Annotated in this window: 16 protein-coding genes and 1 other annotated feature (1 of these 17 cut by a window edge); of the genes, 10 read left to right on the plus strand and 6 right to left on the minus strand. The window is 39.7% G+C overall.

The window, feature by feature from the left end:
• The first annotated feature begins 157 nt into the window (after window positions 1–157).
• The gene (locus AC0C45_RS04815) at window positions 158–997 is read left to right on the plus strand and encodes a GNAT family N-acetyltransferase (protein WP_047930702.1); all 840 of its coding nucleotides are present in this window, start codon (window positions 158–160) and stop codon (window positions 995–997) included.
• 29 nt (window positions 998–1,026) lie between these two features.
• On the opposite strand, the gene AC0C45_RS04820 is transcribed toward AC0C45_RS04815, so the two are convergent.
• On the minus strand, window positions 1,027–1,425 hold the full coding sequence (locus AC0C45_RS04820; RefSeq protein WP_034649463.1) for a GNAT family N-acetyltransferase: 399 nt from the start codon (window positions 1,423–1,425) through the stop codon (window positions 1,027–1,029).
• A gap of 112 nt (window positions 1,426–1,537) precedes the next feature.
• On the opposite strand from AC0C45_RS04820, the gene pdxR reads away from it, so the two are divergent.
• A complete protein-coding gene (gene pdxR / locus AC0C45_RS04825; RefSeq protein ID WP_171776695.1) occupies window positions 1,538–2,941 on the plus strand; it encodes a MocR-like pyridoxine biosynthesis transcription factor PdxR in 1,404 nt (467 codons plus the stop codon).
• A gap of 231 nt (window positions 2,942–3,172) precedes the next feature.
• Window positions 3,173–3,478 carry a hypothetical protein gene (locus AC0C45_RS04830; protein ID WP_441342909.1) on the plus strand — a complete coding sequence of 102 codons (306 nt, stop codon included), beginning with the start codon at window positions 3,173–3,175 and terminating at the stop codon, window positions 3,476–3,478.
• Window positions 3,479–3,538: 60 nt separating this feature from the next.
• Here AC0C45_RS04830 and AC0C45_RS04835 read toward each other — a convergent pair whose 3' ends face one another.
• Window positions 3,539–4,258: a poly-gamma-glutamate hydrolase family protein gene (locus AC0C45_RS04835; RefSeq protein ID WP_171776696.1), complete on the minus strand. Its 720-nt coding sequence runs from the start codon at window positions 4,256–4,258 to the stop codon at window positions 3,539–3,541.
• Between the two features lie 43 nt (window positions 4,259–4,301).
• Window positions 4,302–5,111: a class I SAM-dependent methyltransferase gene (locus AC0C45_RS04840; RefSeq protein ID WP_237892855.1), complete on the minus strand. Its 810-nt coding sequence runs from the start codon at window positions 5,109–5,111 to the stop codon at window positions 4,302–4,304.
• Window positions 5,112–5,222: 111 nt separating this feature from the next.
• On the opposite strand from AC0C45_RS04840, the gene AC0C45_RS04845 reads away from it, so the two are divergent.
• From AC0C45_RS04845 to AC0C45_RS04855, 3 genes are all read left to right on the plus strand, one after another.
• Window positions 5,223–5,885, plus strand: a complete 663-nt coding sequence (locus AC0C45_RS04845) for an MgtC/SapB family protein (protein ID WP_034649473.1) — start codon at window positions 5,223–5,225, stop codon at window positions 5,883–5,885.
• A gap of 386 nt (window positions 5,886–6,271) precedes the next feature.
• Window positions 6,272–6,913: an NAD(P)-dependent oxidoreductase gene (locus AC0C45_RS04850; protein WP_047930698.1), complete on the plus strand. Its 642-nt coding sequence runs from the start codon at window positions 6,272–6,274 to the stop codon at window positions 6,911–6,913.
• 62 nt (window positions 6,914–6,975) lie between these two features.
• The gene (locus AC0C45_RS04855) at window positions 6,976–7,470 is read left to right on the plus strand and encodes a GNAT family N-acetyltransferase (RefSeq protein WP_034649476.1); all 495 of its coding nucleotides are present in this window, start codon (window positions 6,976–6,978) and stop codon (window positions 7,468–7,470) included.
• 21 nt (window positions 7,471–7,491) lie between these two features.
• Here the strand turns inward: AC0C45_RS04855 and AC0C45_RS04860 are convergent, their stop codons facing one another.
• Window positions 7,492–8,241, minus strand: coding sequence for a sulfite exporter TauE/SafE family protein (locus AC0C45_RS04860; protein WP_237892853.1), 750 nt, complete (start codon window positions 8,239–8,241; stop codon window positions 7,492–7,494).
• Between the two features lie 161 nt (window positions 8,242–8,402).
• Here AC0C45_RS04860 and AC0C45_RS04865 point away from each other — a divergent pair, with 161 nt between their 5' ends.
• From AC0C45_RS04865 to AC0C45_RS04875, 3 genes are all read left to right on the plus strand, one after another.
• Complete coding sequence (locus AC0C45_RS04865; RefSeq protein ID WP_013084614.1) at window positions 8,403–9,302, plus strand: LysR family transcriptional regulator; 900 nt, start codon at window positions 8,403–8,405, stop codon at window positions 9,300–9,302.
• Window positions 9,299–9,943 carry a hypothetical protein gene (locus AC0C45_RS04870; protein ID WP_237892851.1) on the plus strand — a complete coding sequence of 215 codons (645 nt, stop codon included), beginning with the start codon at window positions 9,299–9,301 and terminating at the stop codon, window positions 9,941–9,943. The genes AC0C45_RS04865 and AC0C45_RS04870 overlap by 4 nt, the downstream gene beginning before the upstream one ends.
• 113 nt (window positions 9,944–10,056) lie before the next feature.
• Complete coding sequence (locus AC0C45_RS04875; protein ID WP_047930697.1) at window positions 10,057–10,623, plus strand: TetR/AcrR family transcriptional regulator; 567 nt, start codon at window positions 10,057–10,059, stop codon at window positions 10,621–10,623.
• 42 nt (window positions 10,624–10,665) lie between these two features.
• On the opposite strand, the gene AC0C45_RS04880 is transcribed toward AC0C45_RS04875, so the two are convergent.
• A complete protein-coding gene (locus AC0C45_RS04880) occupies window positions 10,666–10,833 on the minus strand; it encodes a hypothetical protein (protein ID WP_162837667.1) in 168 nt (55 codons plus the stop codon).
• A 223-nt stretch (window positions 10,834–11,056) separates the two neighbouring features.
• On the opposite strand from AC0C45_RS04880, the gene AC0C45_RS04885 reads away from it, so the two are divergent.
• Window positions 11,057–12,283 (plus strand): DUF819 family protein, encoded by a 1,227-nt coding sequence (locus tag AC0C45_RS04885; protein WP_047930696.1) that lies wholly within the window; start codon window positions 11,057–11,059, stop codon window positions 12,281–12,283.
• Window positions 12,284–12,325: 42 nt separating this feature from the next.
• Here the strand turns inward: AC0C45_RS04885 and AC0C45_RS04890 are convergent, their stop codons facing one another.
• Window positions 12,326–13,696, minus strand: coding sequence for an amino acid permease (locus AC0C45_RS04890; RefSeq protein WP_237892849.1), 1,371 nt, complete (start codon window positions 13,694–13,696; stop codon window positions 12,326–12,328).
• Window positions 13,697–13,763: 67 nt separating this feature from the next.
• Window positions 13,764–13,952 (minus strand) — a binding site (T-box leader) (it continues 43 nt past the right edge of the window).

The raw sequence follows: 13,952 nt of genomic DNA on the forward strand, positions 1-13,952 counted from the left end.
ACGTATGAATAATGTAGAAAATATTCTATTTATTCTGTACTATTTAGTTAGAGAATTCGTTAACCGTTAAGTGGTAATTGAAAGTGGATAAGTATATTAGTTTTAAGCTTTTTAACGCCGTACAGTGCATCGAAAAGTTGGGAGGAAATAGGCAGAAATGATAGAAAGATTTAGTGAAAAAGACATAAAGGATTTGCTAGTGCTATCTAAGTTGGAAAAATGGGATTATAGCGAAGCAGATTTACATACGATTTTTTCATCTGGAGACGTATTTGGGCATAGAAATGAGAAAGGTAACATTGTATCAAGCTTAGCAGTAGTTTTGTATAAAAATCAGTCAGCTTTTATAGGAATGGTAATTGTGAGAAGAGATTACCGAAAACAAGGGTTAGCCTGGCAGCTCATGAAGCACTGTTTGCAAACTCTTTGCCCTGAAGTGAATGCCTACTTAATTGCGACAAAAGAAGGTGAGCACTTATATAAAAAAGCAGGGTTTAAAACTGTGGACTATGTAAGTAAATATATAAGCAGTGAATACATACCCAGAGCATTTAAAGCTTCAGGTTTTTATACACGATCCTTAGCGAGAAGGGACTTCAAAGAGGTTGTAAATCTTGATGAAGAAGCATTTGGAGATAATAGAAAGTTATTTTTGAAAAGTAGGATTCAGCAAGCTGAAAAAGCAGTTGTCCTACAAAACGAACAAAATAAAATGACGGGTTATGGTTTAGCGGTTCGTACCCCGAGCAATATCGTGATTGGGCCGGTAGTTGCTCCAAACGCTGAAGCAGCAATGCTGATAATTGATGAACTAGCGAAGAATTACAAAGAAAAGCTGAGAATTGACCTGTCTTCTCATGAGGAAACGTTAAAAAAACTTGTGGAAAATCACGGATTTCAGCTTCAAAATGAGCCTCCTGTTATGGCGTATGGTGTCAATTCCCTACCTGCTAGGCAGGGGAATCTTTTTGCTATAGCAGCTCAGGCATTTGGATAAAAAGAAAGGAGAAGCTCCTTTCTTCGCGTCTACCGAATTCTATCAATTTTAAACCCATTATCAATTTGATGAAATCCGACTTTTGGATAGTAGTTCATAGCAGAAGGAGCGGAAAGTAAAATAAGCGCGGTTTCTTCACCGATTTCTGATTGAACGTGCTTGATGAGCTGTGTGCCGATTCCTTGCTTTTGATAGTCTTTTACGACAGCTAAATCTGATAAATAGCAGCAGTAGCTAAAATCTGTTAACGCTCTGGCTATGCCAATGAGTTCGCTGTCGCTCCAAGCGGTAACAGTAAGAGAAGCGTGATCAAGCATTCTTTGAATCCGATCAAGATCTTGTGCAGGACGTTTAATACCGGAATGTGCAAATACTTCAGCAGCTTGTTCCGCACGGATTAAGACGTTGGTTTTATAAGTGATAGTCATTGCGTCAGCTCCTTGATTTATAAGATATAGTTCAGTATATGAAGAAACTGAACTAAGAGTAAGTGTCAGAAACAGCGAATTTAATAGTATCAGTTAGAAAGGAAAGAACACTATGTTAGAGTTAATGCCTTTGCTTGATAAAAGAAAAGCAGATCCCTTATACATGCAGCTTTACACCTACATAAAAAAACAAATTCAAAAAGGTACCATTCCGCCTCATGAAAAACTGCCTTCTAAACGAAAGTTAGCTCTTCATTTAAGCATTAGCCAAAATACGGTTGAAGCAGCTTATATACAGTTAGAAGCAGAGGGCTATATTGAGATACTAGCCAGGAAAGGAGCATTTGTAAAAGAGATAAAAAATGAAGTCGTGCTTCAAGAACTGCCTCCTATCTCTGTATCTCTGCAACAAGAAGATCAAAAATCAACTGCCCTTGATTTTAGCCATGGAAAGATAGACGTAGAAAAATTTCCATATAATACGTGGAAAAAGCTAACGGTTCAAGCTATTTATCATGATGAAAGCCATCTTTTTTATAGCGGACATCCGCAGGGCGAACTGCTTCTTCGCCAAGAAATTGCAGCGTACCTTTACCACTCAAGGGGAGTGCGCTGCACAGCGGAGCAAATTGTAATAGGTGCAGGTACACAGTACCTCATGTGGCTGCTTTCTGTCATTCTGGGAAAAGAAAAGATAATTGGGTTCGAAAACCCAGGCTTTCACCGAACGAGGCACGTTTTTCAAGAACAAGGCATGTCGATCGTCCCTGTTTCTCTTGATAGTTCTGGCTTGAAAGTCAAGGAACTGAAAGAAAGCGAAGCGGATGCGGTGTACATTACGCCATCTCATCAATTTCCTATTGGTATGGTCATGCCGATAGCAAGAAGGCTTGAACTACTAGAGTGGGCGAAGGAAGCGAACGGCTATATTATAGAAGATGACTATGACGGAGAATTTCGCTATAAAGGAAAACCGATTCCGGCACTTCAAGGATTAGATCAAGACGATCGTGTTATTTATACGGGGACGTTTTCAAAATCATTGATGCCTTCTCTTCGAATAAGTTATGCCGTGCTGCCCCACCGGCTTCTTACAAGATATGTGAAGCACTGTGGACTTTTTAAACAGCCTGTTTCAAGACTTCATCAGCATACGCTTTTTCTGTTTATGAAAGAAGGACACTGGGAACGTCACTTGAATAAAATGAGAACAGCATACCGCAAAAAACAATCGCTGCTGCTAGATTGTTTGACTACTATTATGGGAGGAAGTGTAGATATTGTTGGAGAACATTCTGGCTTGCATATCCTTCTTAAGGTAAAAAACGGAATGAGTGAACAGAAACTAATTGAAGCAGCTGCCGAGCAAAAAGTAACGATTTATCCAACGTCTATTTATTATTATAGTGCCGATGAAAACAAGACGCCCTATGTATTGCTTGGATTTGCGGGATTGTCTGATGAAGAAATAAAAACAGGTGTAAACCTGCTGTTTAAAGCTTGGTTTGAACAGTAAGATTGAAAGATATGCTGGGGGAATTTCGATGAAAGTAAAGCGCAAATTATTTGGCTTATGGACAGGAGAGCTTATGTCAGCTTTACTGTTTGCTGCGCTGTGGTAGGGTACTTAAATGGGTTTTCTCATCTAGCTTTTTATTTAACAACGTTTTCAGGTGTGTATGCTTTTATTATACTTGAGTTTATCTTGTTTCAAGGAAGCTTGTACTGGTTTATGAAATGGAGGCGAGTGAGACGAAAAGAAGATTCTCATTTGCCCTCCAGCTACATTCAGTTGTTTCTGCTTTTAAAAAAAATGAATAAAATTCTTCTTGTGATAGGTCTAGGTGTATTCGTCTATCACTGTATAAACTACGGATTAAAAGGACTGGTATTTTTTCTTGGCCTTTACGCGTTTGCTTGGATTGAATATATTAACTACTACGTGATTAGACTTTCTTATCAAAGTCCACGTGAAATCAAAGAGTTTTTTGAGCAAAAAGGCTTTAAGCGGTCTATTTTAGCGAGAGAAATAGATAAAAACCAGCGCGTTTGACTACACAGACTGCGCTGGTTTTTTTGTCTGGAAATCAAGGAACAGGCAAGAGTTGATAAGTTAGTGAACTTGAAAGTAAAGGAAAATTTGATAGGAAGAAGATGCTTCTTGTAAGGAAGTGATAAATGTATGGAAAAGCGGCGTTACATTCATGCGGTTGTTTCTCGACCAGTCGTGGTTTACGAAAAATGATTTTCTTAGTTCGGCTGTGAGTTCAAGCTGTACTCCGGCTTTTAGCAGATTATCGTTCACAATATTTTGCTCGCTTGTTCCGGCTATATCAGAAGGGGCGTCACGGACTGTAAAGCCGTGTTTGCGCAGCGATTGCTTTACCAGCTCTTTATAAAGCTGATTTTTTCCGCCTACATATACGATAGGCTGACTACCGCTATAGCCGTGAATCGTCATGACGGACATACTTTGCTGAGCCATTCCTCTAGCAATCGGTTCGTCAAAATTTTCTGAGGTTATGTGCAGAACTCCGTTGTTAGTGGACTTGATGCCTTCGAATAAATAATAAGAAGCGGAAAAGCGATCGGCGAGTTCTTTGGCGACTTCTGATGTGCCCGGTTCAATTCCTCCGCCGTGAATGGCCATAATGGATAGGTAGCTAAAGCGCTGTTCATAGCGAATATCATAGTCTTGATGGAGAATCTCGTACTGCTGCAGTTCTGCATAGGAAGAGTAAGAGTCACCGCTTGCATAAGAAGGAAGGGGAATCAAAAAGCAGTACATCAAACATAGCAAAGTGCTCGCACTCCATTTGAATAAACGGTTCATTAATAATCACCTCTATCTATCCTATGATAGGTAGAGGCGATTATTAGTGCTTCCGTCCGATATAGAGTAAATGAGAAGAAAGTCCAAGGTGATAAGAACTTGATGCTTGTTGGATAAGCAGTTGAACGATGCTGTCCATTTCTTCAGGATACTTTTCTTTCCAGTAAGTCCATTCCTCAGAATTAACGGACGAAGCAACGTTAGAGGCAATCAGCTCAATGCATTGAAATCCATGCTTCTTTAAAAAAGGAATAATATCCTCAATATCAGCATAATAAGCGTGAGTAAACCGGACTTCTTCGGCATGATCAAAGCAGCCAGATTCATAAAAATCATGAAGCGCTTTTGCCGTGTTGTTTGGTTTTAAACGCTCCGGGGATGTTAAAGAAGAAATAACGTGCTGGACGCGCGGCATAAACGAAATAAAGACAGTTCCGCCTGGCTTTGTGACTCGATACAGCTCTCGGACAGCTTGAATGCGATCTTGTTTCTTCTGCAAATGATACATTGGTCCAAGCATTAGTGCCGCATGAAATTGTTCATCCAGGCAACATTGAAGATTCCGAGCATCTGCCACGTGAAAATCACGAAATGCATTGTATACTTGCCGTTCTAAAGCCTTTTCCTTAGCTGTTTGAACTAAATGAGGCGTCAAATCAGTTAGAGTTAATTCGTAGCCGTTTTCTGCTAGTTTTAAGGCATATCTTCCAGGTCCAGCACCGTTATCTAAGATATGTCCGCTGGGAGGAAGGTGTTTTTCGATAAAATGCCAGTTTACTTGAAACTCAATAGGCTCCCGTTCTAATCTTCCCCACTCATCAAATCTGCTGTAATAATCGATAATTTTATCCACTTTGATTAGCCTCCACTTCAAAAATTAGTTATAGTAAATTATAACAAAAATAGAAATAGTTAATAGGTGCGTTTATGAAAAAATGAAGAGGAAGGGAAAGGAGGAGGAAAAATGACCGCAGCTTTTATTAGTCGTCTAGCTCTATCAGGTCTGTTAGGAGCTTTGGTTGGATTAGAAAGAGAATTTAGAGCAAAAGAAGCGGGCTTTCGCACTCATTTTTTAGTTGCTGTCGGTAGCACGCTGATTATGCTAATTTCGAAATATGGCTTTTCAGATGTGCTTCATCAAGATCATATGGCCCTTGATCCGAGCCGGGTTGCAGCACAAGTAGTAAGCGGTATTGGTTTTTTAGGAGCAGGTATGATTATTATCCAAAAGCAGCATATTAGAGGGCTCACAACAGCCGCAGGCGTATGGGCAACGTCGGGAATTGGTTTAACCATTGGGGCGGGTATGTATACAGTCGGCATTAGTGCAACTATATTGGTGCTGATTGGCTTAGAAATATTGAACGTGATGTTTACATCACTTTCTACTCATTCCATTTTAATTAAGTTTCGTGCAGCGAATCAAGAGGCTATTTATGAGCTCCTTGATAAGATTGAAAGGGAAAATATTATGATTTCATCCTATGAAATTCACCAGGATCATCATCAAGGTGAACTGCTCTATTTTGTTGAAATAAAAGGAAAAGCAAAAAAGAAAGGGAATAAAGTAGAATTGATTAAATCAATTCATTCTATGGCTCACGTGTTATTTATTGAAATTGAATAAGCACTTATTTATTTTTTGTCAAAGAGATTAAGGCATAACTAAATTAATCTAAAGTCGAACAAATGGATAAAGAGGCCAGTATGGATCGTTTAGTACACCCTAGTTGATTTCTGTGCAAGACTTCGCTTTCCGCGGGCGGCAGGTGAGCCTCCTTGTGGGGTCTCACCTGTTCCGCTTTTCCCGCAGGAGTCTTCGCCTTACCCTCCAATCAACCGCTGGAAGTACCTACATATATAAAACCTACGTTCGGATCTTTCTTCAACTAAAAAACTTTCGCTTCAGCCTCTTTATTCGTTCTCTATCTTGCTTAAATCGTTTCGCAGTGTTTTAGCATAGCAAAAAAAGGCTATTACCTAAATATAGAGAATTTTACTGGAGGTTATAAAATGAAAATTGGAGTCGTAGGTGCTACAGGAAAAGCAGGAAGTTTTATCGTGAAAGAGGCTTTAAATCGCGGGCATGAGGTAACGGCAATCGTACGTGATGCGGGCAAAGTAGAAGAACGAGATGTTCGTACACTGGAAAAGGACATCTTTGATATTACGGCAAACGATATTGAAGGTTTCGACGCGGTAGTGAATGCGTTTGGAGCTCCTGAAGGAAAAGAACATCTGCATGTAGAAGCGGGGCAGTCGTTAATTCATGTGTTTAAACAAGCTCCGGACGTTCGTCTTCTTGTTGTAGGAGGAGCAGGCAGTTTGTTTGTTGATGAGGAGAAAACGACGCGTCTAGCGGATACGCCTGATTTTCCAAAAGAGTACAAAGCGACAGCTGACAATCAAGCTCAAAATTTAAAAGACTTAGAAAGTACAAGTGATATTAATTGGACGTTTATTAGCCCAGCAGCATTTTTTAATCCTTCAGGAAAACGAACGGATGCTTATAAAACAGGGAAAGATCATGTTATTTTAAACTCAGAAGGGAACAGTCATGTCAGCTATGCTGATTACGCCATTGCAGTTATTGATGAAATTGAGCGAGGAGAGCATATAAACGAACGCTTTACCGTTGTATCCGACGCTAGATAAAGGAAAAGCCGCTTTATGCGGCTTTTTTGTGCTATACTATGGAAAAAGGAGTAAGGTATAGAATGGATAATACAGTAAATGTAGCGCTAACGTTTTATAGTGAAGCCTACGAGTCATCTATACATAGCTATACGCTGCCTGAAGAGCAGCTCATTTATACGGCACTTCCAACTGAAGCTATAGCTAAGTGCAAGCAGGAAAGAGATAGAACGCCCGTTTTGATTTTGGCAGTAAACAAACTAGCCGGCTTTTTCGTGCTCGACGCAGGGGAAGCCGTTAAAGAATATACCGAGAGCTCCGGCGCGCTTTTAATAAGGTCTTATTCCATTCATCCTGATTATCAAGGAAAGGGAGTTGGCAAAAAGTCATTGAAACTTCTTCCTTTTTTTATCAACCGTCACTTTCCGACTATAAATAAAGTGGTGCTAGGCGTGAACTATAAAAACACGGCTGCACAGCATCTGTATAAACGAAGCGGCTTTGTTGATACAAACCGGCATATTTTTGGAAGCCAAGGAAAGCAGTTTGTTTATCAGATGGACATAAAAAAAGCTTGAACAAGAGTTCAAGCTTTTTTCTTATATGACAAGTAGGAAGCTAGAGAAAATAGGCAGCGCTACAAGGGACGTTTTTAATACAGGAGCAGGTACACGATTTGTAAACTTTGCTCCAATATAGGAACCGACCATTGTGCCGACCACAACTTGAATCAACAGCGGAATATCTAAAAAGCCCTGCTGATAATAGCCCATTCCCCCGCCAATGGCAATCGGAATAATAACGAGCATTGTCGTTCCGGCCGACTGGCGAATCGACAAGCCTAACACCATTATAAGGCCAAGCTGGATAAATGGAGTTGATCCAATTCCAAACATTCCGGACAGAGCACCGGTAATTAAGCCAATGAGTAAAGAGTAGACGACAAATTTAGCTCCTGTTGGAACAGTACGTTCTTTTTGCTGACGGGAAAATAAAAACATTCGCAGCCAAAGTAAAACACCAGATAATAAAAGCATACCGGCTGTTAGCCACTTTAGCTCGCCTTCTGGGATAAAGGATGAAAGGTTAGACCCAATCCAAGCGCCTAATGCACCGAGGATACCAACAGAGATACCGGATTTTAAAGATACGTTACCTTCACGGTAATGACTGACAGCGCCAGATAAAGAAGAGAAAATCATTGCGGTAAGAGCCGTTGCGAGTGCAACGTGTACAGATACGCCGTACAGCAGCGTTAAAATTGAAATAATAAAACCTGATCCACCTGCTCCGACAAATCCTAAGATCAGTCCGACGGCTAACATTGTTAAAACAATTGAAACATCCATAAACTAATTCCTTCTTTCAACACTTATTCTATGCAGACACATAACATTTTTATTTTTAGCAAGTGCTACGTTCTTCATTTAAACATGAATTTTTTATGACGTCCAATGTATAATTTATATGAAATTAATAGTATTATGTAATAAGTAAAGGATGTGAAAAAATGGAATGGCAGCAGCTCGAATATTTTAATGTTGTAGCTCAAACGGAACATTTCACAAAGGCCGCAGAAAAATTATCAATTGCACAGCCTACGCTCAGCCGCTCAATTTCTAAATTAGAATCAGAGCTTGGCGTGCCGCTATTTGAACGAAAAGGAAGGCAAGTCATTTTAAATCGATACGGACGGCTTTTTTACGAACGAACGGCTAAAGTATTAAACGAAATGGAAGAAGCTAAACGTGAGCTTTCAGATTTGATTCATCCTCACCGCGGCAGTATTTCGTTTGCTTTTTTAAAATCATTAGGCGCTTCGTCCGTCCCAAAACTAGTTCATGCTTTTTTACAAGAGTATCCGAACGTTCAGTTTCAAATTTTTGAGAACGCCACGAACATCATGCTCGATCAGCTTCAAACGGGGGAAATTGATTTTTGTATGTCTTCTGTAACGGAATCTAGGGCAGGAATTCAGTGGGAATATTTATGGAAAGACGAGCTGTACGCATATGTCCCTGATACGCATTCTTTTGCCTCAAAACAAGTGCTTTCGATTTCAGAGTTGGCTCATGAATCGTTTATCGCGTTAAAAAAAGGATATGGAAGCCGAACAATTTTTGATCAGCTGTTTGAAGAGGCCGAGATTGTTCCAAATATTACGTTTGAAGGAGAAGAATTTTTAACGGTGATTGGTTTTGTAGCGGCTCATTTAGGGGTTGCCTTGCTTCCTGAAATAAAGGGAGTAGACTTGCGAGGCATTAAAAAAATAAAGCTCAAAGAAGACACAGCTTCAAGGGTAATTGGGGTTGCGTGGAACAAGGATAAATATTTAACTCCTGTTGCGAAAAAGTTCCAGGAATTTTTAATTCAGTATTTCAAAGACCATCATACGGGAGGAAAACGATGAAGAAAATTGCTTGCCTGCACGCTCATCATTCGAACATCTCTTATATAGAAAAAGCGCTGCCGTTTGCGAACTGTATGCATTTCGTAGACCCTGGCCTTGTACATCGGGTAACAGCCGACCCTAAGTTTGCAGCGGAGTCAGCAGCTGCAAAAGTAGAGAAGCAGTTAAAGTGGATGGAAGAATGTTCAGCGGATGCCATTTTACTTACGTGTACGAACTACATTGCTCTTTTACCAGAAGCATTTACAAGCGATATTCCAATTATTAAAATCGATGAGCCTTATTTTCACCGAATATGTGAAATAGAAGAACCGCAGCTTATCGTGTTTACAAATCCGGAGACCGTAGAAGGAACAATGAAGCGCCTAGACGAATTTGCATTTCATCAAAATGTAAAGATAAAGGTTCGTCCTGTTGTGATAGAAGGTGCTTTTGAACTAGTAATGACTGGAAACCTAAAAAAGTATAAACAGAAGGTAAAACATGTCTTACATGAGCTAGTAAAAGAGCATAACACTGTTGTTTCAGTGGCGCAGCTCTCGATGGTAGAAGCGGCGGCGGAGGTAAGCGACCGTATTATTACGCCTCTTCAACCGTTAGCAGAAGAAGTAAGAAAAACATTATTAGGTCATAAGAAATAAAAAAAGAAAAAATAAATGGTAAAATATTCACTTTATTTTGACAAAAATTTCATTTGCTTATATGATAAGTAGTGTTATAGAAACCACTTATTATATAGGGGAGGCATCGTTTTGTGAAGAAAGCAAATGCACGCGATAAGATTTTAGAAACAGCATCGCGGCTTTTTCAGCTGCAAGGCTATCATGCAACAGGATTAAATCAAATTATTAAAGAGAGCGGGTCGCCAAAAGGGTCTCTTTATTATTATTTTCCAAAAGGGAAAGAAGAACTGGCGATTCACGCTGTTCAATATACGAATAAATACGTCCAAGTTCAAATTAAAGAAAGTCTAAATAAATCTTCTGACGCAGCGCAGGCTATTCAGTATTTTATTGAAGAATTGTCCAAGCAGTTTGAACAAGAAGAAAGCATTGCTGGTATGCCTGTTGGACTGCTGGCTGGAGAAACAGCGCTTATTAATGAACCGCTGCGCGAAGTCTGCTACGCAGCGTTTCAAGATTGGGAAAAACTTTTTAGAGAAAAAATGATAGAGAGCGGATTTGAAGAAAAGCAGGCAGGAGAGCTTGGAGTTGTTATTAACTGTATGATTGAAGGAGGAATCTTGCGTTCGTTAACAGAGAAAACAAGCGCTCCTTTGCAGCAGATTAAGCAGCAGATTCCAGTTCTTGTTCGTAAATAAAAAGTGAGGCTGGGACATCACAAAATGAATCTAATCTAAAGACTAACAATCGGGATACATGAGCTGGACTGCTTGTGACACTGCTGTTGATTTCCGTGCAAGGCTTCGCTTTCCGCGGGAGGCCGCTGAGCCTCCTCGCTGCTTGTGCTCTTGCGGCGTCTCACCTGTACCGTTTTTCCCGCAGGAGTCTGCGCCTTGTCCTCCAATCAACAGCTAGAAGTAGCTACCTACATAAAACCTAAGTTCACCATAATCATAAAAAAACACGAACTATTCATCCTTTGTGATAGATAGTTCGTGTTTCACTTTAACTAGACTACTTTGTTCTCGACTCTTTTTTATAGATTGACGGAATTTGGCATATATTGATAAAATCTAAAGTGTATTTCCTGAAAATTCTATTTCTTGAAAAAGAGAAAGAAAGGAGTAGCTTGTGATTTTTACTATTATTCAAGCTGATGATACGTGGGCACTATGGGGAATTCTAGCGATTTGGGCTTCTGTTAGTATTTTTCTCGAACAAAAGTATAAGTGGGCTTCTTTTCTGTCAGGAGCTATTATTGCGCTAGCAGGAGCGCTTATCCTATCAAATTTAAAAATCATTCCAACAGAGTCTCCGGTTTATGATGCGGTTTGGGCCTATCTAGTACCGCTTGCCATTCCATTATTATTATTTCAAGTCAATATGAAAGAATTATTTCAAGAAAGCCGGAAGCTGCTTTTTATTTTCTTAATCTGTGCAGTAGGAACGGTTATAGGGAGCACGGCAGGCTTCTTGTTATTAAAAGATTATATTCCTGAACTAGCAAAAATTGCAGCTGCTATCGGCGCTTCTTATGTAGGCGGAGGGGTTAACTTTGCTACCGTTACGGCTAAATTTGAACCATCAAGTCAAATGGTTTCCGCGACGGTGGTTGCTGATAATATGGTCATGGCTTTGCTGTTTGCCGTGTATATGTTTGTTCCTTCTATGAAGTTTTTTAGAAAACATTTTAAGACGCCTCATATTCAAGAAGTAGAGGCTGGGCAATATGGAGAAAATGATCGCCATACGCTTGCAGAAAAATATTGGGCAAAAAAAGAAATTTCGCTAAAAGACGTGGCGGCTTCAATTGGTACATCATTTTTTCTAGTGGTTGCATCGTTTAAATTAGCCGAATGGTTTGGAACAATCATTCCAACCGGTCCAAATGTTTCGGTAGTTCAAACATTATTACATACTATTTTGAGCGAAAAATACTTATTGCTTTCCACACTTACGTTTCTTGTCATTTATCTGTTTCCTTCTTATTTTAAAAACATTAGCGGAAGCCAAGAAATCGGCACATACTTCATTTATATTTTCTTTGTTGTCATTGGAGTGCCGGCGTCCATTCCATTAATTGTTGAAAAGGCACCTCTTTTGATTCTATTTGTGCTCATTGTGGGAATGAGTAATTTAATAGTGGGACTGCTTTTAGGAAGAGTATTTAAAATTGATTTAGAACATATTTTACTGGCGAGCAATGCAACGGTAGGAGGACCTACGACAGCAAGCGCAATGGCGATTGCTAAAGGATGGGGAAGTTTGGTTGGTCCTATCTTGGTAGTAGGAACGCTTGGCTATATTATTGGTAACTATATCGGTTTTGCACTTGGTTATTGGTACTTAACATTTTAAATAAAAAAACGCCTCCTCTGATGACTCAAAGGAGACGTTTTTTTATTTAGCGTGCTTGACTGCTGATGATCGATAAAAGCGGCCTTTAAAGATATACGTAGCTGTAATAAATAAATAGATAGCTAGTGTAATAGTCGTAATAACAACGGAGGTTGTGCAGATAACACCAATTAAAATAGCGCTTAGTGCAATTAGGGCAGCCCACGTCGTATAAGGAAACCATTTAACAGAGTAGCTACTCGATGCTTCTGGCTGAACTTTGCGGGACTTTAAGTGTGCGGTTGCAATAATCAACCAAATAAACAACACGGTATATCCTAAGGATCCCATCAAATAATCAAATGTTTTACTTCCTGCAAATAAGGAAATCAACACGCCCACATAAAGGGATGATGTACACATTAAGATTGCATAGACAGGAACTTTGTTAACAGAAAGTTTCGAAAATATCTTCGGCACTCGACCGTCTACTGCTTGCGTATATAAAATACGCGATGAACCGTAAAGCCCTGAGTTCATTGAAGAAATAACGGCTAACAAGATCACGGCATTCATAATATGGTCTGCTCCAGGAATTCCAATCATTTTAAATACCATCACAAAAGGGCTTTGAGAAACGCCATTCACTTCATTCCAAGGAATTAAGCTCACGATGATAAAAAACGGGAACAGATAAAAAGCAATGATGCGCGTTAATGTGCTGCGCACGGCTTTTGGTACTACTTTTTCAGGATTTTTTGTTTCAGCTAGCGTCACTCCGATGATTTCAGTTCCACCGTAAGAGTAGATGACCACTAGCATCGCTGTAATTAACCCAGTTGGTCCTTTAGGGAAGAAACCGCCGTGATCGCTCAAGTTTGAAAAGCCGGCTGCGGTATGGTGACCAAATGATACAAATAGTAACAGAAGTCCAGCGATGATAAAGATCACAATGACCGTAATTTTAATTAAGGCTAACCAGTATTCCGTTTCAGCAAATGCTTTAACCGAAAGCAAGTTAATAACTGTGACAATAACGGATACGCCTAAAGCAAGCATCCAAATTGGATAATCAGGAAGCCAGTACTGAATAAAAATAGCTGCTACAACGGCTTCAGCTGCAATGTTTAACACCCACATTTTCCAGTAAATCCAGTCTAAAAAATAAGCGGGGTAGCTTCCTAAAATCGACTGAACTAAATCACGAAACGTTCGTGCGTCACTGTTTCGAACGGCCATTTCAGCAAGACCTTGCATAATGAATAGTAAAATAATTCCGCCAATTAAATAAGCAATGATAACTGATGGTCCTGCCATATCAATAGCTGAGCTGCTTCCTTTAAATAAACCAGCGCCAATTGCTCCACCTAGCGCCATCATCATAATATGACGTGAAGTCATTGTTCGCTGCAAACCTTGGTTGTCCTTCTTCATGACTTTTCCCTCCACTTTTTTATAAAATAAAAAAAGCTTATCGTCTCCTACCTCATTATCAAATGAGAGAAGAGACGATAAGCTTTAGCTAACCGCGGTACCACTCTTGTTGGCTCTTAAAGAACCCTGCTTAAAACCTGATAACGAAGGTTAGACGTTAAAACTTAGAGAATACTTCTGCATTCTTTCTGAATTACCACTCCTGGGCGAGTTCAAAGTATTATTGGACTACGTTACACCAACCCGTAGCTCTCTT

This window comes from Priestia sp. VA7 (assembly GCF_055710015.1).

What these genes read in the sequence shown, in the direction of transcription:
- AC0C45_RS04815 (WP_047930702.1), top strand. Translation starts at nt 158, where the DNA reads ATGATAGAAAGATTTAGTGAAAAAGACATAAAGGATTTGCTAGTGCTA.
- AC0C45_RS04820 (WP_034649463.1), bottom strand. Translation starts at nt 1,425, where the DNA reads ATGACTATCACTTATAAAACCAACGTCTTAATCCGTGCGGAACAAGCT.
- pdxR (WP_171776695.1), top strand. Translation starts at nt 1,538, where the DNA reads ATGTTAGAGTTAATGCCTTTGCTTGATAAAAGAAAAGCAGATCCCTTA.
- AC0C45_RS04835 (WP_171776696.1), bottom strand. Translation starts at nt 4,258, where the DNA reads ATGAACCGTTTATTCAAATGGAGTGCGAGCACTTTGCTATGTTTGATG.
- AC0C45_RS04845 (WP_034649473.1), top strand. Translation starts at nt 5,223, where the DNA reads ATGACCGCAGCTTTTATTAGTCGTCTAGCTCTATCAGGTCTGTTAGGA.
- AC0C45_RS04850 (WP_047930698.1), top strand. Translation starts at nt 6,272, where the DNA reads ATGAAAATTGGAGTCGTAGGTGCTACAGGAAAAGCAGGAAGTTTTATC.
- AC0C45_RS04855 (WP_034649476.1), top strand. Translation starts at nt 6,976, where the DNA reads ATGGATAATACAGTAAATGTAGCGCTAACGTTTTATAGTGAAGCCTAC.
- AC0C45_RS04860 (WP_237892853.1), bottom strand. Translation starts at nt 8,241, where the DNA reads ATGGATGTTTCAATTGTTTTAACAATGTTAGCCGTCGGACTGATCTTA.
- AC0C45_RS04865 (WP_013084614.1), top strand. Translation starts at nt 8,403, where the DNA reads ATGGAATGGCAGCAGCTCGAATATTTTAATGTTGTAGCTCAAACGGAA.
- AC0C45_RS04870 (WP_237892851.1), top strand. Translation starts at nt 9,299, where the DNA reads ATGAAGAAAATTGCTTGCCTGCACGCTCATCATTCGAACATCTCTTAT.
- AC0C45_RS04890 (WP_237892849.1), bottom strand. Translation starts at nt 13,696, where the DNA reads ATGAAGAAGGACAACCAAGGTTTGCAGCGAACAATGACTTCACGTCAT.